The 19,606-nt window shown below is 68.1% G+C and carries 17 protein-coding genes, 1 pseudogene and 1 riboswitch; of the genes and pseudogenes, 10 read left to right on the top strand and 8 right to left on the bottom strand.

Annotated elements, in window-relative coordinates; genetic code table 11:
- A partial coding sequence (locus tag VLF18_RS02505) for a hypothetical protein (protein WP_325278041.1) occupies nt 1-999 on the top strand: 999 nt, incomplete at its 5' end.
- A 244-nt stretch (nt 1,000-1,243) separates the two neighbouring features.
- Entirely contained in the window at nt 1,244-1,942 is a 699-nt protein-coding gene (locus VLF18_RS02500; RefSeq protein ID WP_325278040.1) for a glutathione binding-like protein, read from the top strand.
- A 192-nt stretch (nt 1,943-2,134) separates the two neighbouring features.
- On the opposite strand, the pseudogene VLF18_RS02495 reads toward VLF18_RS02500, so the two are convergent.
- Both VLF18_RS02495 and VLF18_RS02490 read right to left on the bottom strand, forming a co-directional pair.
- Nucleotides 2,135-2,428 (bottom strand): annotated as a pseudogene (locus VLF18_RS02495) (hypothetical protein); the annotation flags it as partial.
- 12 nt (nt 2,429-2,440) lie between these two features.
- The gene (locus VLF18_RS02490) at nt 2,441-2,995 is read right to left on the bottom strand and encodes a hypothetical protein (protein WP_325278039.1); all 555 of its coding nucleotides are present in this window, start codon (nt 2,993-2,995) and stop codon (nt 2,441-2,443) included.
- Between VLF18_RS02490 and VLF18_RS02485 the strand changes: the two genes are divergently transcribed.
- Entirely contained in the window at nt 2,994-5,744 is a 2,751-nt protein-coding gene (locus tag VLF18_RS02485; RefSeq protein ID WP_325278038.1) for a TonB-dependent receptor plug domain-containing protein, read from the top strand. The two genes, VLF18_RS02490 and VLF18_RS02485, sit on opposite strands and share 2 nt — an antisense overlap.
- Before the next feature lie 102 nt (nt 5,745-5,846).
- On the opposite strand, the gene VLF18_RS02480 is transcribed toward VLF18_RS02485, so the two are convergent.
- Nucleotides 5,847-6,500 carry a hypothetical protein gene (locus VLF18_RS02480; RefSeq protein WP_325278037.1) on the bottom strand — a complete coding sequence of 218 codons (654 nt, stop codon included), beginning with the start codon at nt 6,498-6,500 and terminating at the stop codon, nt 5,847-5,849.
- Between the two features lie 402 nt (nt 6,501-6,902).
- On the opposite strand from VLF18_RS02480, the gene VLF18_RS02475 reads away from it, so the two are divergent.
- Together VLF18_RS02475 and VLF18_RS02470 are read left to right on the top strand one after the other, a co-directional pair.
- Nucleotides 6,903-7,982 (top strand): sensor histidine kinase, encoded by a 1,080-nt coding sequence (locus VLF18_RS02475; protein ID WP_325278036.1) that lies wholly within the window; start codon nt 6,903-6,905, stop codon nt 7,980-7,982.
- The gene (locus VLF18_RS02470) at nt 7,979-8,821 is read left to right on the top strand and encodes a LytTR family DNA-binding domain-containing protein (protein WP_325278035.1); all 843 of its coding nucleotides are present in this window, start codon (nt 7,979-7,981) and stop codon (nt 8,819-8,821) included. The genes VLF18_RS02475 and VLF18_RS02470 overlap by 4 nt, the downstream gene beginning before the upstream one ends.
- Before the next feature lie 16 nt (nt 8,822-8,837).
- On the opposite strand, the gene VLF18_RS02465 is transcribed toward VLF18_RS02470, so the two are convergent.
- From VLF18_RS02465 to VLF18_RS02455, 3 genes are all read right to left on the bottom strand, one after another.
- The gene (locus VLF18_RS02465; protein ID WP_325278034.1) at nt 8,838-9,455 is read right to left on the bottom strand and encodes a hypothetical protein; all 618 of its coding nucleotides are present in this window, start codon (nt 9,453-9,455) and stop codon (nt 8,838-8,840) included.
- An 84-nt stretch (nt 9,456-9,539) separates the two neighbouring features.
- Nucleotides 9,540-10,640, bottom strand: a complete 1,101-nt coding sequence (locus VLF18_RS02460) for an AI-2E family transporter (protein WP_325278033.1) — start codon at nt 10,638-10,640, stop codon at nt 9,540-9,542.
- Nucleotides 10,641-10,789: 149 nt separating this feature from the next.
- On the bottom strand, nt 10,790-12,043 hold the full coding sequence (locus tag VLF18_RS02455; protein WP_325278032.1) for a sensor domain-containing phosphodiesterase: 1,254 nt from the start codon (nt 12,041-12,043) through the stop codon (nt 10,790-10,792).
- Between the two features lie 294 nt (nt 12,044-12,337).
- Between VLF18_RS02455 and VLF18_RS02450 the strand changes: the two genes are divergently transcribed.
- Entirely contained in the window at nt 12,338-12,799 is a 462-nt protein-coding gene (locus tag VLF18_RS02450; RefSeq protein WP_325278031.1) for a hypothetical protein, read from the top strand.
- 49 nt (nt 12,800-12,848) lie between these two features.
- Here VLF18_RS02450 and VLF18_RS02445 read toward each other — a convergent pair whose 3' ends face one another.
- The gene (locus tag VLF18_RS02445) at nt 12,849-13,613 is read right to left on the bottom strand and encodes a hypothetical protein (RefSeq protein ID WP_325278030.1); all 765 of its coding nucleotides are present in this window, start codon (nt 13,611-13,613) and stop codon (nt 12,849-12,851) included.
- 130 nt (nt 13,614-13,743) lie between these two features.
- Entirely contained in the window at nt 13,744-14,442 is a 699-nt protein-coding gene (locus VLF18_RS02440; protein ID WP_325278029.1) for a hypothetical protein, read from the bottom strand.
- A 206-nt stretch (nt 14,443-14,648) separates the two neighbouring features.
- Nucleotides 14,649-14,746, top strand: a riboswitch (S-adenosyl-L-homocysteine riboswitch).
- A gap of 16 nt (nt 14,747-14,762) precedes the next feature.
- Here VLF18_RS02440 and ahcY point away from each other — a divergent pair.
- From ahcY to VLF18_RS02420, 4 genes are all read left to right on the top strand, one after another.
- Nucleotides 14,763-16,190 (top strand): adenosylhomocysteinase, encoded by a 1,428-nt coding sequence (gene ahcY, locus VLF18_RS02435; protein ID WP_325278028.1) that lies wholly within the window; start codon nt 14,763-14,765, stop codon nt 16,188-16,190.
- A 187-nt stretch (nt 16,191-16,377) separates the two neighbouring features.
- Nucleotides 16,378-17,796 carry a circularly permuted type 2 ATP-grasp protein gene (locus tag VLF18_RS02430; RefSeq protein WP_325278027.1) on the top strand — a complete coding sequence of 473 codons (1,419 nt, stop codon included), beginning with the start codon at nt 16,378-16,380 and terminating at the stop codon, nt 17,794-17,796.
- The gene (locus VLF18_RS02425; protein ID WP_325278026.1) at nt 17,796-18,788 is read left to right on the top strand and encodes an alpha-E domain-containing protein; all 993 of its coding nucleotides are present in this window, start codon (nt 17,796-17,798) and stop codon (nt 18,786-18,788) included. The genes VLF18_RS02430 and VLF18_RS02425 overlap by 1 nt, the downstream gene beginning before the upstream one ends.
- Nucleotides 18,789-18,855: 67 nt before the next feature.
- Complete coding sequence (locus VLF18_RS02420; protein ID WP_325278025.1) at nt 18,856-19,590, top strand: peptidase; 735 nt, start codon at nt 18,856-18,858, stop codon at nt 19,588-19,590.
- Nucleotides 19,591-19,606 lie beyond the last annotated feature (16 nt).

Below are 19,606 nucleotides of genomic sequence, written 5' to 3'. Positions count from 1 at the left end.
CTGCCGCAGTGGCAGGAGCCGCCGCTGCGCAACGCGCACTTCCCGCCGGTGCCGGGACTGACGGTCCGGCTGCAGTTCGCCGCGCTCGCGCTGCGCGGCGGCAGCGGCGAAGATCCGGTCTCACTCGGCCAGGAGATCGCGCGCCATGCGGCGCTGTGGCGCCGTGCGGACGAGCAGGCCGACTGGCTGCTCAGCAAGATGTTCGCGGTGACATTTCTGGCCGACCTGCAGCGGCTGCTCGTCGAGACCTATGCGCGCGCGACGCCCGACCAGCGCCGCGCGCTCGATCCCGTTGTCGACGCGACGCTGGCCGCACCGAGCGCCGCGGCGGCGAGCCTCGACGTCTACGCCTATGACGCGTCGCGGATGAGCGACGTCATCGCGCGTTCGCTGTTTCCCGGTCTCGGCGCCGCGCTGCGGCGCTGCTGGCAGGGCGAGGATCCCCAGCCCGCGACGCCGCCGCTGGTCGACATGGCGCGTTCGACCTGCAGCGAACACCTGATCGACAACCTGACTTTCCGCCCGCAGGCGACGGCCAATCGTCTTGCGCCGTTCGTCGACGCGACGCGCACCCTGCTCGCGGCCGCGCCGGCCGACGAGGCCGATGCGCAGCAACGCCACGCCGATCGCATCCGCTCGCTGCGCGCCGATCTGGAAACGGGTCCGCGCCTGCTGCCCGTCTACAACGACAGCGGCAATCGCTTCGTGCTGCTGTCGCTCGACACGCCCGATCCGGCATTGAATTACCGCCGTCGTCTCAACGACTACGAACTGCTGCGCCGCATGCTGGTGATCCGCATCACCGCGCTGCGTGCCAATGTTCCCGACGGCGGCATGGCGGCGTTCCTCGATACCCTGCCCGTCCCGCTGCGCCATCCGTATCCGGACAAGGCGATCCGCTGGGACGATGCGCGCGGCGTGTTCACGGCGCCGACGGCGATTGAAGGAGTGTTCGACGAAGGTGGACTGGATGTCGCGTATCGCGAGGCCGTGAACTGAGGTTGCTGCGTTGCACCGGGGCGATGCGACGTCGTCGCACATGATGATTTTAGAAACATATTTACTAGTTCACTGCTGCATGACATGAACCCGTGCCCTCCGCCCCGTCGAGCGTCCAGGGCCATCGGAACCCGCGGTTCTGCCGGTGGGCAGGGCCGGGATGGGTTTGCTTTGCGCGCGCAAGTCTTGAACCACACCACAAGAAGCCCCACCCGCTGACGACGTCCCCCACGAGTCGCGCGTCATGATCGAGCTCTACTACTGGCCCACGCCGAACGGCCACAAGGTCACGCTGTTCCTCGAAGAAACCGGCACGCCGTACACGATCAAGCCGGTCGACATCAGCGCCGGCGAGCAGTTCGACCCGGCGTTTCTCGCGTTCTCGCCGAACAATCGCATGCCGGCGATCATCGACCGCGCACCCGCCGACGGCGGTGACGCGATCAGCGTGTTCGAATCCGGAGCGATCCTGCTGTATCTCGCCGAGAAGACCGGGCAGTTCCTGCCGGCCGACGTACGCGGCCGCAAGACCGTCACCGAGTGGCTGTTCTGGCAGATGGGCGGGCTCGGGCCGATGGCCGGGCAGAATCATCACTTCGGCACCTACGCGCCGGAAAGGATTCCGTATGCGATCGACCGGTACGTGCGCGAAACCAACCGCCTCTACGGCGTGCTCGATCGCCGCCTCGCCGGCCGCGATTTCATCGCCGGCGACTACAGCATCGCCGACATGGCCTGCTATCCGTGGATCGTGCCGCACGAACGGCAGCAGCAGGATCTCGACGAGTTCCCGAACCTCAGCCGCTGGTTCCGCGCGATCGCCGGGCGACCCGCAACCGGGCGCGCGTATGCGCACGCCGAGGCGTACAAAAATCGCCCGACCATTACCGAGGAAAGCCGCAAGATCCTGTTCGGGCAGACGGCGCGGAGCACGGCACGCTGATGCGGAAACGGTGACATCGGTCGCCGGATGATTCACGAGACCATGTAGGGCGCAACACGTAGGGCGCAATAACCGAAGGGCATTGCGCCGAACACGGCCCGAAGGCCGCTACCCAATGCGTGCACAGCGATGCGTGTCGGGGCGCGGAGCGGCTCTGGCTCTTTCGCTTCGTTCCGGCGCAATGCGCTGCGCTTATTGCGCCCTACGATAGTCACGCACGCGCAGCGGCTCCTGCAGCAACGCCGCGACGGCATCGCGCCACGGCTCGGGCGATTCCGTCAGCGGACGCCTCGCGACCAGGCAATACAGCGCGCAACAGAGCTGCGCGCGCAGCAGCGCGGTGCCGGTCGTCACGCCGACGTGGAAGACGTGCCCGTCGACGGCCATGGGGCCGTTCTCGTACCCGTCGAACAGGCGACGGCCGAAGTCGTCGGGATCGAGTCCGTCACAGTGCAACGGCGATGCGAGCAGGCAGAGCGCCTGCGCACCGTCGTCGGATCACGTGCCGTGCGGCACGGGCGCATGCGAGCGCGGAAAGCCGGGCGGCGGCGAATACTCGATGAGGTCCGCGTCCGGAATGGCTGCGGACGGATGGAATTCATACGGCACGCCGAGCGCGTCGCCAACGGGCAGTCCGATCGGACCGCCGGCAATGCGTTGATCCAGCGTCTCCGTATTCATTGCCGATTCGTTCGTCGCGAGAGCAGCGAGTATCCCGTCTGCTGCGGTCGAGTTCGACGCGCGCGCGCGCAGCCGGATTCGCCAATTCTTGGCGCATATGACGCTTTCGCGTAAGCGCAGCCTTTGACGCCGCGCGCCATCGCCGCGGCGAAATCCGTCGAGAACGCACTGCGTGCGCATGCGATGGTTTCGCCGCCGCGCCGCATCGCTGCTGCGCGGTACTGAAGCGCCGTCGGGGGCGCTGCTCACTACACGACGGACACCGGCCGAGTCGCGGCGCCGGCGGGTGTGCTCGTCCCAAAAAATGTGCGCGTCGTGTTGCGTCGCGCCGGATCGTTGCGCCGTGTACGTGGAATGGCTCGGGGGAATCATGCATCGCACACCGTTGTATCTGGCTATCGCCTTCGCGGGTTTCGCGGCAGTGCCGCCGTCCGCACACGCACAGGACGCCGCGCAGGAACGCAAGGACGAGGTCGAACTCGAAAGCGTGCTCGTCACCGGTTCGCGCATTCCGCGCGCGACGATCGAAGGTCCGGCTCCGGTGACAGTCGTCACCGCCGACGACATTCGCGCGAAAGGCCTCGCGACCGTCTACGACGTCGTGCGCTCGCTGACGCAGTCGACCGGATCCGTGCAGACGCAGCAGTTCCAGGGCTTCACGCCGGGCGCGCAGCAGGTCGACCTGCGCGGGCTCGGTCCCGGCTATACGCTCGTGCTGCTCAACGGCCGGCGCTTGGCCGACTTTCCGCTGGCCTACAACGGCCAGAGCAACTTCGCCGACATCGCGAACATTCCGGTGTCGATGATCGACCGCATCGAAGTGCTGACCGGCAGCGCGTCGGCGATCTACGGTTCGGACGCGATCTCGGGCGTCATCAATTTCATCCTGAAAAAGAAGGCCGACGGCGCGACCGTGAGCTACCGCGTCGGCGACACCGGCGACGGCGGCGGGTTCTCGCAGCGTCTGCAGCTGAGCGGCGGCGGCAGCGTCGGTGCGCTCGATGCGATCTTCGGCGTCGAGTTCTACAGGCAGGACCCGATCTTCCAGTACCAGCGCGAATTCCAGGATTCGCTGAACGACAATCCCACGCTGAGCGGCCCCGCGGTGGCGTCGCGCGTATTCCTGCGCTGGAATCCGGCGACGCTGCAGTACATCGATCCGGGCCAGGCGACCTGCGATGGGTTGTCGCATCTCGACCGCGGCAGCGTGCGCTACAGCTTCCGGCCGAACCGCGGCTATTTCTGCGGCAGCACCGAAGCGCTCTACGGCACGGTGCAGAACGAACGCGAGAACGGCGTCGGCTACGCCTCGCTGACCTACCGCATCGAGGACGACCTGCGCGCGTATCTCGATTTCCAGGCCGCGCACACGCGCGCGAAGTTCGGCGGCGGGCCGAATTTCTGGGGCTACAGCGGCTCGGGCGACAACACCTTCATCAACGCCGACACCGGCACCTACGAGGCATGGCAGCGCATCTTCACGCCCGAGGAAGTCGGCGGCCTCGATGCGATCCTCGACTACAACCGCGACACGACGCGTTCGCTCAACCTCGGCATCGAAGGCGAGGTCGGCGACTGGCACTACGACGCCGGCTATTCGCATGCGCGCTTCCGCATGGTGCAGGCACATCGCGCGATCGTTGCGGCCGAGGCGGACCGCTTCTTCCTCGGCGAGCCGCTCGGCATCGACGATGACACGGGCTATACGGTGTTCCGGCCCGACGTCTCCCGTCTGTATCAGCCGCTGACGCGTGCGGAATACGAGTCGATCTCGCGCTTCACGCCGATCGACGCGCACACGCGCGCGGAGTCGTTCAACCTCGGCATCGACAACGGCACGCTGTTCGCGCTGCCGGCCGGCGATGTCGGCATGGCGGCCGTCGCCGAATACGGCGCGCAGTCCTATGCGATGAAGATCGATCCCGAGGTCATCGCGAACCGCTACTTCGGCTGGACCGGCACCGGCGGCAGCGGCTCGCGCAGCCGCTTCGCGCTCGGCACCGAGTTCCGCGTGCCGGTGCTCGCGTCGCTGAATCTGACGCCGGCGCTGCGCTACGACCGCTATTCGTTCGCCGGCCATGCCACGGCGAAGACCACGCAGGCGCTCGGCGTCGAGTGGCGCCCGCTCGATACGCTGCTCGTGCGCGGCAGCGCCGCGACGAGCTTCCGCGCGCCGGATCTACACTACGTCTATGCCGGTCCGAGCGGCGCGTACTACACGCTGACCGACTATTACCTCTGCCGCTCGCGCCAGCCCGACGTGCCGTACTCGGACTGCGACTACGACCGCGTGTCGGTGCGCGGCACGCGGCGCGGCAATCGCGAACTCGACAGCGAAACCGGGAAGTCCTTCACTTACGGCGTCGTCTGGTCGCCGGATCCGGCGTTCGACCTCAGCGTCGACTACTACGACATTCGCCTGAGCAGCGCGATCACCGACCGCAGCCTCGACGAAATCCTGCGCACCGAGGCCGACTGCCGGCTCGGCGTCACCGAAGGCGGCGTCGTGATGGACCCGACCTCGCCGACCTGCGTGCAGGCGCTCGCGCTCGTGAGCCGCAACGCGGCCGACGCGCCGGTATCGCCGGGCCAGATCAACGGCGCGAACACATATCCGATCAACGCCGCCGCGCTGCGCAACGCGGGCATCGACGCAAGCGTCAACTATCGACTCGAAACGCAGCGGCTCGGCCGCTTCGCATTCCGGTTCAACTACACCGGCGTGCTGAAGTACACCTATCAACAATTCCCGGGCGACGAGCCGATCAACGTGCGCGACGATCGCGGCAACGACAACCTGCGCAGCAAGGTCAGCGGCAGCGTCGCATGGACTTATGGGCCGGTGACGACGACGCTGTTCGGCCAGCGCTACGGCTCGCTGCCGAAGTACGACCAGAGCGGCCGCTACGGACCGAGCATGGCCTACAACCTGTCGGCGGACTGGACCATCAACGAACGCGCGCGGCTCGGCGTCGCCGTCGCGAACCTGCGCAACACGCCGCCGCACCGCGACGCAACGAATCCGATCTATCCGTATTACGACCAGTTCCAGTTCGATCCGATCGGGCGGCAGTACTTCATCGAGTTCGCGTATCGCTTCGGTGGTTCGATCAAGGACTGATCCGGACGATCGCCGCCGGCACGTCATTGCCGGCGGCGATCGCGACGGACGTCGGACGGGTTCAGCCCGTCGGCACGGCGGCAACTGCCGCCTGCATGCTGGTTACGCGGAGGCAACTGCCGCCGCGGGGCGCTTCACGTTCACGCGCACGACCCAGTACACGGTCATGCCCAGCGACAGCAGCACCGGCAGCGCGCGCAGCAGCGGATGATTGAACGGCGCCGGGATGAACGTGGCCTGGCCGATGAAGAACGACATGTTCGCGATCGTCAGCGCGAGCCCCATGCGCCAAAGGTGCCGCGTGAGCCGCTGCGTGCCCTGCAGCGAGCCGCGGCGCAGCAGGCGCAGATCGGACGCAGCGGCCAGCAGCGCGACGCTCGCGAACACGAAGAACATCGGCGCCCAGGCCGCCGTCTTCGGATTCGCCGCGACGTCGAAGCCGGCGCCGTAGCCGAACAGACCGATCAGGAACGCGACGATCATGAACACCGTGAGCGTGCCGCGCGATTCGTTCACCGGCTTGCGCACGGCCAGCACGCCGGTCGCGACGAGGTAGAACGTCAGCACGCCGGCGATGATCGAGATGCGCTCGAACTTCAGCGCGGCGAGCACCGCGCCGGTCGAGGTCATCACGAGCATCGCGATCGCGAACACGAGACCGGCCTGGCGATGCCAGACGCCTCCCTTGCGCGCCAGCAGCGCGGTCATGCCGGCAACCAGAGCGAGCGATCCGGCAACGATGTGAACGATGATCATGGCGATTCCCCGAGTCGATGCGTGGCGGGAGACTCGGGCAGCGCTCGCCGTCGTGTCAGGGGTGCTGCGATGAATGACGGCGTGTGTGGTGCGAACGACGGTGGCGAGTGACGAAAGGTTCCTGGCTCCCCCGACAGCCGTCGGGGGAGAGGGCAGCGCGCAGGAGAAATAGCGACGGGCAGTTCTTCCGGCGGGGCGTGCTGCCGAGATGCGCGCGACGATCTCGGCGCTCAGCCTGCTGGTCGTCCCCCTCACCCGGTCCTCTCCCCGAGCAAGCTTCGGGGGGCTATTGCGCACGCCGCTCATCGCGCACCGGCGTCGTTCATCCCGACGAATCGGTTCCCGGTCGCAGAGATCCATCCGGCCGCTCGCCTTCGCGCGGTTCCCGGTTATCGTTGCGCCATGTCGACCGCATCGCCGCCACCGCGGGGTTTCGCACAGGTGTTCAATCGCCGCCGCGTCATCGCGACGCTCGCGCTCGCGCTGCTCTGGGGGCTGATCCTGTCGCCAACCTGGAAGACCGGCGCGCCGGTCGTGATGTTTCGCACGGTGCTGATCGGCTTCGTCGCCATGATCGCGTTCGGCATCGCCGAGCAGTGGCCGCGGCGCCTGCCGCGCTGGTTCGCACGCTGGGTGCTGCAGGTCGTCGCGGTCGCGGCGGTGATCCTGCCAACCGTGCTGTTCATCTACGTCGCGAGCCGGCCACACGGCGCGCCGCCGTTCTACAAGGATCCGGACCGTCTCTCGGGATTCGGCACGCTCGTCGTCACGGGCCTGCTGTTCGCGCCCTGGGTCGCGGTGACCTCGCTCGTGCGCCAGCGCGACAGTTTCATGCGCAACCAGGCGCTCGCGTTCCAGCTCGAGCGCAGCGAACTCGAACGCCGCGCGGTCGATGCGCGGCTGCGGCTGCTGCAGGCACAAGTGGAGCCGCATTTCCTGTTCAACACGCTGGCCAATATCCGCGAGCTCGTCGATTCGGGCTCGCCGCAGGCTTCCGACGTGCTGGCGAGTCTGATCGCCTATCTGCGCGCGGCCGTGCCGCGCATCAACGATCCGGCGACGACGCTCGGCCAGGAGATCGATCTCGTGCGCGCCTATCTCGAACTCATGCAGATGCGCATGCCCGACCGCCTGCAGTATTCGCTGCAGGCCGATGCGGCCGCGCAGAATCTGCGCTGTCCGCCGATGACGCTGCTGTCGCTCGTCGAGAACGCGGTCAAGCACGGCATCGACCCGAGCGAGGAAGGTGGCCGCATCGACGTGTCCGTGCAGGTCGCTAACGATCGCTGCCACGCGCAGGTGATCGACACGGGCATCGGCTTCGGCGCAAACGGCGAGGAAGGCCTGGGCACCGGCATCGCCGCGCTGCGCGAACGTCTGCAATTGACGTTCGGCGCCGAGGCACAGCTGACGCTGGCGCCGAACGCGCCGCGCGGTGTCCGCGCCGATCTGCACCTGCCGGCCTGGCGGCAGCGCGCATGAATCCGACGCGACCGACCGCGCTGATCGCCGACGACGAGCCGCTGCTGCGGAAATCGCTGGCGCGCCTGTTGAACGCGGCCTGGCCCGAGCTCGAGATCGTCGCGCTGGCGCGCAACGGCCGCGAAGCGGTCGAGAAGTTCGAGCAGTTCCGGCCCGACGTCTGCTTTCTCGACGTGCACATGCCGGGCCTGTCGGGCGTCGAGGCCGCGCGCCAGATCGGCCGCCGCGCGCAGCTCGTGTTCGTGACCGCGTTCGACCGCTATGCGGTGCAGGCCTTCGAGCACGGCGCGCTCGACTACCTGATGAAACCCGTCGAGACCGCGCGGCTCGCCGACACGGTCGCACGCCTGCAGGAACGCCTGCGCGCGCCGCAGCCGCGTGCCGACATCGACGCGCTGCTCGAACAGATCGCGTCCCATCTGCAGAAGAAGCTGGTCGCACCGGCCACTCCGCCGATCGCGCCGCCGCGCGACGAGCCTGCCGCAGCGCCGAGCGCCGCGCCGCTGCGCTGGATCCGCGCGTCGGTCGGCCAGTCGCTGCGCCTGATCGCCGTCGACGACATCGATTATCTGCGCTCGGATGAAAAGTACACGCGTATCGCCTGGCACGACGACGCGGGCAAGCCGGCCGACGCACTCGTGCGCACGCCACTGAAGGATCTGCTCGCGCAGCTCGACGCGAACCAGTTCGCGCAGACGCACCGCTCGGTCGTCGTGAACCTGCACGCGATCCGTCACGTCACGCGCGGCGACAACGAGACCGCGCTCGTGCATCTGAAGCATCGCGCCGAGCGGCTGCCGGTCAGTCGCAGCTATCTCCACTTGTTCCGGCAGATGTGATTCCCCGAACGCCGCGCTAGCCGTCGGTCTTGCGCGGGCTGAACACGACGACGCCGTCGCTGCCGATGTCGACTTCGGCGCCGCCGACACTCGCCGATATCGTCAGCAGCGCGCTGATCGACAGTGCGTCGAAACGGAACGTCACGCGTTCGTCCTTCAGATGTTCGAGGCCGGTGACGTTCCAGCCCGAGACGGTCTGAAACTGACGCAGCACGGTTTTCACGGGCTGTTCGTGCGCATCGATCGAGATCCGGCCCTTGGTCCGCGCGTCGGTCGCAAACACCGACACGCGCACGTCGACGTCATGCCCCGGGGCGGCGGCGCGCAGTACGACGGGCTCGCCGAACGGAATGTCCGAGCGCTCGAATACCGGCTTGCCGCTGGCGTGCTCGATGCGCAGATGCGCTTTCGCGCCGCCCTGCTTTCCGACGCTGACATGGGCGACCGCCTCGCCGGTCACGGCGTCATTGATCGTGAACGGGATGCCCGAGCCGCACGAATCGGTCTCGATGAAATCCTGCGTACCGAACACCGGTTTCGGCGTATCCATCACCACGACGAACGACTGGCGGCACAGCTCGATGTGCGGCGTACCCGCCGACGACACCGCGAGAAGCAGACTCGCAAGCAGCATGGAAGACCTCCGGATCGACGCAGCAGGCGCGTACTCGAAAACGCGCGGCGCCGCACGAACGAACATTTCGCCAGCGTGTCGCCTTCACTCCGGCGATGCCGCTGGCGCCGCCGGCGCCGGCGCTGCAACCGGCGGCGCCCCGCGCGCGGCGTCGTTCACGACGGCGACGACGATCGCGAGCAGCACCGGCCCGATGAACACGCCGACGACGCCGAACGCGACGATGCCGCCGAGCACGCCGATCAGCGTCAGCACGAACGACAGGTCGCTCGAGCGGCTGATCAGCAGCGGCTTCACGACGTTGTCGACGGTGCTGATGCCGAAGAAGCCATAGAGCGCCATGAAGATCGCCCACCCCACCGCGCCTTTGTGCAGCAGCCAGAACGCGGCGCCGCCCCAGACCAGCGGCGGCCCGAACGGCACGAGCGACAGCACGAACGTGAACGCGCCGAGCAGCAGCGGATGCGGCACGCCGGCGATCGCAAAACCGGCCGCCGCGACGAGAGACTGCGCCGACGCGGTGCCGACGACGCCGAGCATGACGCCGACGAGCGCGCGGCGCGCGACGTCGAGCAGATCGACCGCATAGCGGCCGCCGACCGTGTCGACGACGCGAGTGAGCATCTGCGCGAGACGTTCGCCGTCGCGGAACAGCACGAACAGCAGCAGCGCGCCGAGCAGCAGCTGGGCGAGCCCGTTGCCGAGCCCGCGCGCGGCGCCGACGAGAAACCCGCGTGCCGGCGCGACCCATTGCGACAGCCAGTTGTCGGCGCCGTCGCCGTTCGCGACGGACGTCCACAACGTGCCGAGCCGCTCGCCGATCCAGGGCAGGCCGGTGAGCCAGCGCGGCGGCCCCTGCTGCACGGTCGCGACGAGTTCGTCGAACCAGACCGCGCCCGCGGTGGCCGCCTCGTCGAAGGACACGATGAGCACGACGACCGGCGCGATGACGACGATGCCGATCAGCAGGCAGCTGGCGAGACTCGCGAGCGAGTGACGGCCGCCGCAGCGCTGCAGCATGTGCGCGTGCAGCGGCCACAGCGACACGACGATCGCGATCGCGAACAGCAGCGCCGGCACGAACGGACTCAGAACCCGCCAGCAGCCATACAGGAGCGCGAGCACGAACAGCACGCGCAGCAGGCGATGGACGTCGGTGGTTGCGGACGGTCGGTCGGCGCTCACGGTCCGGCCTGCGAGGTCGGTACGCGGGCGACGAAGGATCGCGGGGAAGTGCTGCGCAGCGGGTTCGCCATATCGGGCATCGCGCGGGGTCGGTGTCCTACCCTACCTGTCCGGCGGACGCGACGGAAATCGCGCGCGCAGGCCAGCCGCTAGCATAAGACCGGGTGTCCGGCCGCGCCGTCGCGCCCGACCCCGGAAATCGTCGCCGGCCTGCCCCAGAAATAGCCCTGGCCGTAGGCGACGCCGAGTTCGCCGAGCACGTGCGCGGTCTCGTGCGTCTCGACGCCTTCGGCCACGAGCGCCGAGGAGGTGCCGTGAGCGAAGGTCTGCATGGCCGTCACGAGCGTGCGATGGACGCGCTTGCGCTGGATCTCGGCGGTGATCGTCGCGTCGAGCTTGATCAGGTCGGGCTGCAGCTGCAGCACATGGCGCAGGCTGCTGAAGCCCGCCCCCGCGTCGTCGACGGCGATGCGCACGCCGTGCGCGCGCAGCTCGGCGCAGATGTCGCCGAGCGCGCGGTAGTCCTCGACGCGCGTGTGCTCGGTGATCTCGATGACGGTGCGCTGCGGCGCCTGCGCGAGCACGAGCTCACGCAGCTGCGGCGCGAGCAGCGTCGCCGGCGACAGGTTGATCGCGAGATAGCCGGTGCCGGGCAGCCGCGGCAGCGTGTCGAGCGCGCGCCGGGCCAGCGCGAGTTCCAGGCGCGCGCCGAGTCCGACCGACGCAGCCGCGCCGAACCACCAGTCGGGCGATTCCGCGCCGCGCTCGAAGCGCGCAAGCGCCTCGAACCCGACCGTGCGGCTGTCGGCGAGCCGCACGACGGGCTGATAGACGAGGTGATAGGCCGACGATGCGAGCGTGGCTTCGACGCGCAGTTGCGCCTCGGAAGCGTCGACGTGCCGCGCGCTCGCGCGGGTCGCGGCGATTTCGGCATGGCGGCGCGCCTGGCCGAGCGCCATGCCCATGATCAGGTTGAGCTGTTCCAGTGCGGCGACATCGCGCGCGCGATAGGCACCGGCCTGCGGCGAGACGACCTTGAGCACGGCGATGACGCGTCCGTCGAACGGCAGCGGCGCGACGATCATCGAGCGCAGTCCGACCTGCCGGCAGGCCGGGCGATCGACGCGCGGGTCGTTTTCGCTGTCGTCGCAGCGCAGCACCGCGCCGGTGCGTGCGCAGAGGCCCGACAGCGACTGCGCGGCCGGCACGCGCAGCCCGGCGGCCGCGGCGAGCGTGCCGCTGCCGGTGCCGTAGACCATGTCCTCGCCGTCGGGCACCTCGAGCACGGCACCGGAGGAGCGCGTCAGCGCGCGGGCGCGCTCGACGATGGCGGCGACGACGAGTTCCGGATCGCTGCCCGCGCCGAGAATCGCGCCCTGCGCCTCGAGCAGGTTGCGCAGCAAGGCAGCTTCCGTCCTGACCACTCCCGAGCGTTGTCGTGCCATGGGCCACCGCAACCGGCTTCGCAGCGATGCGCGATTGTGTACTACGCGCGGTTGCAGCACAGCCTCGCGACGTCCGGGTAAAGAGCAGGTGAAGCCGGCGACGGTGTTCGAACCTGCCCGGTCCGCAACGCCCGCGGCGGTTCAGATCGCGCGCCGCACCGGGCCGGGACGGCGCGGCCGGCACGACGATTGCTTGCTGCCCGACGTACGCCGGCCGGCGTCGCGCACCCCGCGCTTGGTTCGAGGAGTTGCATGGCCCATTTCGTCACCGGACTCATCGCCCGCCACGCGGCCCTGCGAAGTTTTGCGACGGCCTGGTCGCTGCCGCTGCCGATCGCGCTGACCGATGTGCTGTCGCTCTTGCCGCTGGGCGCCGAACAGCTCGAACGCCTGCTGCCCGACGAACAGCACGAGTTCTACGACGGCTTCAACTATCTGTCGCCGGCGCTCGCGCGCGTGTTCAAGCTCGGCAGCGAGCGCTGCACGCTGCTGTACTTCGAGACCGAATATTTCGGCGGCATGGGCACGCAGGGCGCGGCCGTGTTTCGCGATGGGGAGATCGTGTTCGGTCCGCAGTCGGCCGAACTCGGGCCGATCAACAACGCGCTCGCGCTGCTCGGCGTGCGGCCCGTGCCGCCGGCCGTCGACGAATTCGAGACGGTCGGCCTGCAGCGGCACCGGAGCGCCGACGAATGGCGCGCGGCGGAAGGCTGAAAAACGCGCCGCTGCGCGCGACTGCCGTCGCGCGCAGCGGCAGTACCGATCAACGCAGGCGATAGCGCGAGATCGTCTTTTCGACGGTCTGGCCGTCGATCGTGTAGCTGAATGCGGCGAGGTCTTCGCTGCCCGGGATCATCTGGAAGTCCAGCGTCGCCACGCCGACGCTGCGGTACTGCGCGCCGTCCGACGGATAGTTCGGGCTCGTCCAGGGCGGGCCTTCGCTCTTGACGACCTGGCCGGTCCAGCGCGTCGAGGTTTCCCAGCGCCCGGCCTGCAGCGTGTACCACTGCGGCTGGCGCGCGGCATCGAACACGTAGAGCGCGCCGAAGATCTGAAACGTCGGTCCCTGTTCCAGCGTCAGGCCCCAGCCGGGTTCCTCGGTCGCGCCCCAGAGGCCGCTGTGATCGGCGACCGGCCGGGCCGGCAGAGGATCGGTCGGCGTCGTGACGACGCCGGAGACGGTGAACGGCACGCGCACCGACGGCGTGCGTTCGCCTTTGACGTAGAGCTCGGCCTGGTAGTCGCCGGCGGGATAGGCGCCGAGCTCGATGTCGACGACCTTGGGCGGGCCTGGAACGATACATAGCCGCGGTTTGAACGTTGCAACAATGGTGCGTTCGCGCAGTTCGAGCGTCAGCGAGTTTTCGTCGAAGTTGCAGGCGTCGACGGTCACGCGCAGGTGCAGCGTTTCGAACTGCGTGGGCAGCGCCGGCACGACCTCCGGCTGTGCTGCGCCGGCGACCGCGGCGATACCGAACGACGCCGCCGCAACGGCGAGCTTCAGAGACGCATTCGATAGGATCGGCATGGCTGTACTCCATTACGACGGGCGGGAATCCGACGGACGCGATCGCGTCGCGTTTCGTCGCACCGCGTAGTCTGCGCCTGCCGGGTTATCGCAGCGTGACGCATGCGTATCGATTTCCGATTTCAGCCTCTCAACACCCCGAAATCTGCTGCTGAGCGGTCTCGGCCACCTGCTCTCCCGTTTTCGCCGCGCCCGACAGGAACAGCGTCGGACGGCTCAGGTTGTAGTGGTCGGTCGTGTCGATGATCAGGTCGAGCCGCCCGTCGCGATCGAGGTCGCCGGCGAACAGGACGGTCGGCGGCACGTCGCCGAACTGGACGACGCCGTTCTCGCGGGCGCCGTAGGTCGTGAACAGCGTCTGCTCTGAGGTGCCGTCGTTCAGTCCGACCGTGCAGGCGAGGCCGCCGCTCTCGTCGCCCGAATCGGCGCAATGCGGGACGAGCCGCAGCGTGGCGTCGCCGAGCCGCACGGCCAGCGGTTCGGTCGCACTGAGCGCCGTCGGCTCGGCGACGGCAACCGGGATCTCGCCGCTCTTCAGCGCGGCAATGCCGCGCAGGAAGACGCGCGCCTCGATGCCCGCCGCAGCCACGCTGCGGCCGGTCCTGTCGTCGGGTCCGTCCATGATCGGGTCGTTGACCGCCTCGACCCGCAGCCGCGTCGATTGCAGATGCGCCTTGCCGCCGGCGACGACGAGCGCAAACCAGCTTTCGCCGTCGCGCGCGGGCACTTCGTCGCCGTGGAAGTTTTCGCCGGGCATCGCGAGCTGCGGGGCGGCCGATGCGGCGCCGGCGGCGGCGCAGAGTGCGAGCGAAGCGAGGAGTCGGTTCATGTCCACAGTGTCCCGGTGGCGAAGGTCGCGCCCGGGGCGCGGTTGTGGCCTGCGTCGGGCAGTTCGGAGCGGACCGCGGGCGGCCCGTCGCCGTGAAGAACGTCGTGGCGGGACGGGGCGAACATTCGCGTCGGACGTGTCACGGCCGAGCCCGGCAGTGACATATCGCTCCATCCGGAATAGGCGATATAATTCGCGCCCTCCTCGCCGCCGAGGGGCGCTGCAAGTCCGGTCGCTGAGTCATCGCGACAAGGAATCAGGCTCGGCGGAATCGGGTTCCATTCCGACACCGCGCCCGCCCAAAGCACTGGAGTTCACCGATGAATGCCGTCGTAAAGCCGCAGCACGACTATAAAGTCGCCGATATGTCCCTGGCCGACTGGGGCCGCAAGGAAATCGAGATCGCCGAGCACGAGATGCCGGGCCTGATGTCGATCCGCAAGAAGTACGCCGCGCAGAAGCCGCTCAAGGGCGTGCGCGTGACCGGTTCGCTGCACATGACCATCCAGACCGCGGTCCTCATCGAGACCCTGGTCGACCTCGGCGCCTCGGTGCGCTGGGCCTCCTGCAACATCTTCTCGACCCAGGACCACGCCGCCGCCGCGATCGCCGCCGCCGGCGTGCCGGTGTTCGCCTGGAAGGGCGAGACGCTGGAACAGTACTGGGACTGCACGCTCGACTGCGTCATCCACCCGAACGGCAAGGGTCCGGAACTCGTCGTCGACGACGGCGGCGACGTCACCCTGCTGATCCACAAGGGCTATGAACTCGAACAGGGTTCGGACTGGGTCAACACGGCTTCGGCTTCGCATGAAGAACAGGTCATCAAGAACCTGCTCAAGCGCGTCGCCAAGGAACGTCCGGCCGGCTTCTGGACCGCGATCGTCAAGGAATGGCGCGGCGTTTCCGAAGAAACCACGACCGGCGTGCACCGCCTCTACCAGATGATGGAAGCCGGCAAGCTGCTGGTCCCCGCCATCAACGTCAACGACTCGGTCACCAAGTCGAAGTTCGACAACCTGTACGGCTGCCGCGAATCGCTGGCCGACGGCCTCAAGCGCGCGATGGACGTGATGCTCGCCGGCAAGGTCGCCGTCGTCGCCGGCTACGGCGACGTGGGCAAGGGTTCGGCCCATAGCCTGCGCGCCTACGGCTGCCGCGTGATCGTGACGGAAATCGATCCGATCAACGCACTGCAGGCCGCGATGGAAGGCTTCCAGGTCGACACGCTGGAATCCTCGCTCGGCACCGCCGACATCTACGTGACGACGACCGGCAACAAGGACGTCATCACGGTTGAGCACATGCAGAAGATGAAAGACCAGGCCATCGTCTGCAACATCGGCCACTTCGACAACGAAATCCAGGTCGACGCGCTGAACGCGCTGGCCGGCGTCAAGAAGGTCAACATCAAGCCGCAGGTCGACAAGTACATTCTTCCCAACGGCCGCGAAATGTTCCTGCTCGCCGAAGGCCGTCTCGTCAACCTCGGCTGCGCCACGGGCCACCCGAGCTTCGTCATGTCGAACTCGTTCTCGAACCAGACGCTCGCGCAGATCGATCTCTGGGCGAACAAGGACGTCTACGAGAAGACCGTCTACCGCCTGCCGAAGAAGCTCGACGAAGAAGTCGCGCGCCTGCACCTGGAAAAGATCGGCGTGAAGCTGACCAAGCTCACGGCGGATCAGGCGGCCTACCTCGGCGTCGACGTCGAAGGCCCGTACAAGCCGGAGCACTACCGCTACTGAGCACCGCGCGCCCCGCCGGGCGCGTCTGCCGCAGGAACCGACGCCGCAGCCTCCGGGCTGCGGCGTTTTTGCGTGTGGAATCACCCGACGAATGTCGCATCGCAACATCTAGGCAAGCCCCTTGCCCGCGTGCTATCACAACGTCGGAGGGCCATGCCTCCGCAGCGAAGGACTGGGGAGTCTGCGCATGCCGAATGGCTTTGACGAAATGCACGACCTGGACGGTGCGGTGCGGCCGCACTATCAGGTGTTCGATCATTGGCTGCAAAGCACGCCGGAGGCGCAGATCGCGCGCAAGCGGCGCGAGGCGGAGATCGCGTTTCACCGCGTCGGCATCACGTTCTCGGTCTACGGCGAGGATTCGGGCAACGAGCGGCTGATCCCGTTCGACCTCGTTCCGCGCATCGTGCCGGCGGGCGAGTGGCGCATGCTGGAAGCCGGTCTGCGTCAGCGCGTGCATGCGCTGAACCTGTTCCTCGACGACGTCTACGGCGAGCAGCGCATCCTGCGCGAGGGCATCGTGCCGCGCGAGCTCGTGCTGAACAACAGCGCCTATCGCCTGGAGATGCGCGGCATCCGCGTACCCGGCGGAACCTGGTCGCATATCTCGGGCATCGATCTCGTGCGTGCCGGCGACGGCGCGTACTACGTGCTCGAGGACAATCTGCGCGTGCCCTCGGGCGTGTCATACATGCTCGAGAACCGGCGCATGATGGCGCGCCTGACGCCGGAGCTGTTCAACCGCCAGCAGATCGCGCCGGTGGAACGCTATCCGGATGCGCTGCTGGAAATCCTGCGCGAGGCGGCGCCGGGCGGCATCGACAATCCGGTCGTCGCGGTGCTGACGCCGGGCTCGGCCAACTCGGCGTATTTCGAACATGCGTTCCTGGCCCAGCAGATGGGCGTGGAACTCGTCGAGGGCGCCGATCTGTTCGTGCGCGATTCGTCGGTCTACGCGCGCACGACGCGCGGGCCGCAGCGCGTCCACGTGATCTACCGGCGCATCAACGACGAATACCTCGATCCGAGCGTGTTCCGGCCCGATTCGCTGCTCGGCGTGCCGGGCCTGTTCGATGCCTACCGCGCCGGGCGCGTTGCGCTCGCGAATGCGCCGGGCACGGGCGTGGGCGACGACAAGTCGGTGTATCCGTACGTGCCGGAGATGATCCGCTTCTACCTGAGCGAAGATCCCATTCTGCACAATGTTCCAACCTACCAGCTGCGCCGCGAGGACGACCTGCGCTACACGCTCGACCATCTGGCCGAACTCGTGGTCAAGGAAGTCCATGGCGCCGGCGGCTACGGCATGCTGGTCGGGCCCGCCTCGACGAAGGCCGAGATCGAGGAATTCCGCCAGCGCATCCTCGCGCGGCCCGACAACTACATCGCGCAGCCGACGCTGTCGCTGTCGACCTGTCCGACCTTCGTCGAGAGCGGCCTCGCGCCGCGGCACATCGACCTGCGCCCGTACATCCTGTGCGGCCGGCGCATCCACGTGATCCCGGGAGGCCTGACGCGCGTCGCGCTGCGCGAAGGGTCGCTCGTCGTCAATTCTTCCCAGGGCGGCGGCACCAAGGACACCTGGGTGCTGGAAGGAGGCGCCTGATGCTGTGTCGCACTGCGAATGACCTGTATTGGGCCTCACGCCACATGGAGCGCGCCGAGAACACCGCGCGACTCATCGATGTGACCTTGCGCATGGCGCTGCTGCCGGAGCGCTACGACCGCGGCAAGGCCGAGGCCGCGCCGTGGCGCCGCGCGCTCGACGCGCTCGGCATCGCCGACACCGTGCGCGAGCGCTACGGCATCATCGACGGTGACACGGTGCTCAAGCACCTGTTGCTCGCGGCGGACAATCCCTCGTCGGTATACAGCTGCCTGCGCGCCGCGCGCGAGGCGGCCCGCGCGCAGCGCGTCGCGATCACCGCGGAGATGTACGAGGACCTCAACGCCTCGTGGCTGGAGATGCGCGGCAACAGCTGGGCGCGCATCCACGGCGACGGCATCAGCAATCTGCTGGAGTGGATCAAGAGCCGCTCGGCGTCATTCCGCGGCGTCACGATCGGGACGCTGGGCCGCGGCGAGGGCTATCACTTCCTGCAGCTCGGCGCGTTCATCGAACGCGCCGACTGGGCCATCCGCCTGCTCGACATCGCCGGCAGCCAGCACAACGGCGACGCGCAGGAGAGCCAGGACGCCGCTGATTATTTCCGCTGGAGCGCGCTGCTGCAGTCGCTGTCAGCCTTCGAGACGTACCGGCGCCTGTACCGGGAATCGGTCAGCGCGCAGAACGTGGCCGAACTGATGCTGCTGCAGGAAAGCAATCCGCGCTCGCTGCTGACCTGTACGCACACGCTGCACAACGTGCTGCAGACACTCGCCGGCGGCGAGGCCATGGAAGCCGTGCGCCGCGCCGGCGCGCTGTCGGCGCAGTCGCGCTACGCGCGCATCGACGAAGTGCTCGGCAACGGCCTGGAAGCCTGGCTGCAGGACGCGATGACGCGCCTGACCGGCCTCGGCGAGGAAATCCACCGCCAGTTCATGGTATCGACCGACATCGCCCAGACCGCGCAGGCGCAGAGCCAGAGCGCGGCCTGATACCCTTCCCGGCGCGCGGGTGCGGCGGCAGAATCCGCCCCCGCCGCCTTTCTTCAGTACTCATTCCATGACCTATTGCATCGGGCTGAACCTCGAACAGGGCTTGCTGTTCGCCTCGGACTCGCGCACCAACGCCGGGGTCGACGATGTGCGGCGCGCGGGCAAGATGCGCGTGTTCGCGGTGCCGGGGCAGCGGCTCATCGTGACGCTGTCGGCGGGCAACCTGTCGCTGACGCAGAACGCGATGAACCTGCTGGAGCATCGCGCCAGGCACGCGCCGGAACACGCCAGCATCTACAACGCCACGTCGATGTTCGAGGTCGCCACGCTGGTCGGCGACGCGCTGCGCGAGATCCGCAAGCGCGACGAACCTTACCTGCGGTCCAGCGGCATCGATCCGAGCGGCTCGTTCATCGTCGGCGGACAGATCCAGGGCGAGCCGCCGCGTCTGTTCCTGGTCTATTCGGAAGGCAATTTCATCGAGAGCAATCCCGACACGCCGTGGTTCCAGACCGGCGAAATCAAGTTCGGCAAGCCGATCCTCGATCGCATCGTCACGACTCGCACTTCACTGGCCGAGGCGACCAAGTGCGCGCTGGTGTCGCTGGACTCGACGATGCGTTCGAACCTGTCGGTCGGCCCGCCGATCGACCTGCTGCTGTACCGGCGCGATGCGTTCGTGATCGCGCAGCAGCAGCGCCTCGGCGACGACGATCCGTACCTGAACCTCGTGCGCCGGCAGTGGAACGACAGCCTGCGCAGCGCACTGCAGGCGCTGCCGGATGCGGACTGGATGATCTGACCGGCGCGCGCCGGCC

Source organism: Tahibacter sp., assembly GCF_035481375.1.
In the GTDB taxonomy this organism is placed as follows: domain Bacteria; phylum Pseudomonadota; class Gammaproteobacteria; order Xanthomonadales; family Rhodanobacteraceae; genus Tahibacter.
The sequence above is the reverse complement of the archived record's forward strand: the minus strand, read 5'-3'. Positions and strand labels throughout refer to the sequence as shown.

What these genes read in the sequence shown, in the direction of transcription:
- VLF18_RS02500 (WP_325278040.1), top strand. Translation starts at nt 1,244, where the DNA reads ATGATCGAGCTCTACTACTGGCCCACGCCGAACGGCCACAAGGTCACG.
- VLF18_RS02485 (WP_325278038.1), top strand. Translation starts at nt 2,994, where the DNA reads ATGCATCGCACACCGTTGTATCTGGCTATCGCCTTCGCGGGTTTCGCG.
- VLF18_RS02490 (WP_325278039.1), bottom strand. Translation starts at nt 2,995, where the DNA reads ATGATTCCCCCGAGCCATTCCACGTACACGGCGCAACGATCCGGCGCG.
- VLF18_RS02480 (WP_325278037.1), bottom strand. Translation starts at nt 6,500, where the DNA reads ATGATCATCGTTCACATCGTTGCCGGATCGCTCGCTCTGGTTGCCGGC.
- VLF18_RS02475 (WP_325278036.1), top strand. Translation starts at nt 6,903, where the DNA reads ATGTCGACCGCATCGCCGCCACCGCGGGGTTTCGCACAGGTGTTCAAT.
- VLF18_RS02470 (WP_325278035.1), top strand. Translation starts at nt 7,979, where the DNA reads ATGAATCCGACGCGACCGACCGCGCTGATCGCCGACGACGAGCCGCTG.
- VLF18_RS02465 (WP_325278034.1), bottom strand. Translation starts at nt 9,455, where the DNA reads ATGCTGCTTGCGAGTCTGCTTCTCGCGGTGTCGTCGGCGGGTACGCCG.
- VLF18_RS02450 (WP_325278031.1), top strand. Translation starts at nt 12,338, where the DNA reads ATGGCCCATTTCGTCACCGGACTCATCGCCCGCCACGCGGCCCTGCGA.
- VLF18_RS02445 (WP_325278030.1), bottom strand. Translation starts at nt 13,613, where the DNA reads ATGCCGATCCTATCGAATGCGTCTCTGAAGCTCGCCGTTGCGGCGGCG.
- VLF18_RS02440 (WP_325278029.1), bottom strand. Translation starts at nt 14,442, where the DNA reads ATGAACCGACTCCTCGCTTCGCTCGCACTCTGCGCCGCCGCCGGCGCC.
- ahcY (WP_325278028.1), top strand. Translation starts at nt 14,763, where the DNA reads ATGAATGCCGTCGTAAAGCCGCAGCACGACTATAAAGTCGCCGATATG.
- VLF18_RS02430 (WP_325278027.1), top strand. Translation starts at nt 16,378, where the DNA reads ATGCCGAATGGCTTTGACGAAATGCACGACCTGGACGGTGCGGTGCGG.
- VLF18_RS02425 (WP_325278026.1), top strand. Translation starts at nt 17,796, where the DNA reads ATGCTGTGTCGCACTGCGAATGACCTGTATTGGGCCTCACGCCACATG.
- VLF18_RS02420 (WP_325278025.1), top strand. Translation starts at nt 18,856, where the DNA reads ATGACCTATTGCATCGGGCTGAACCTCGAACAGGGCTTGCTGTTCGCC.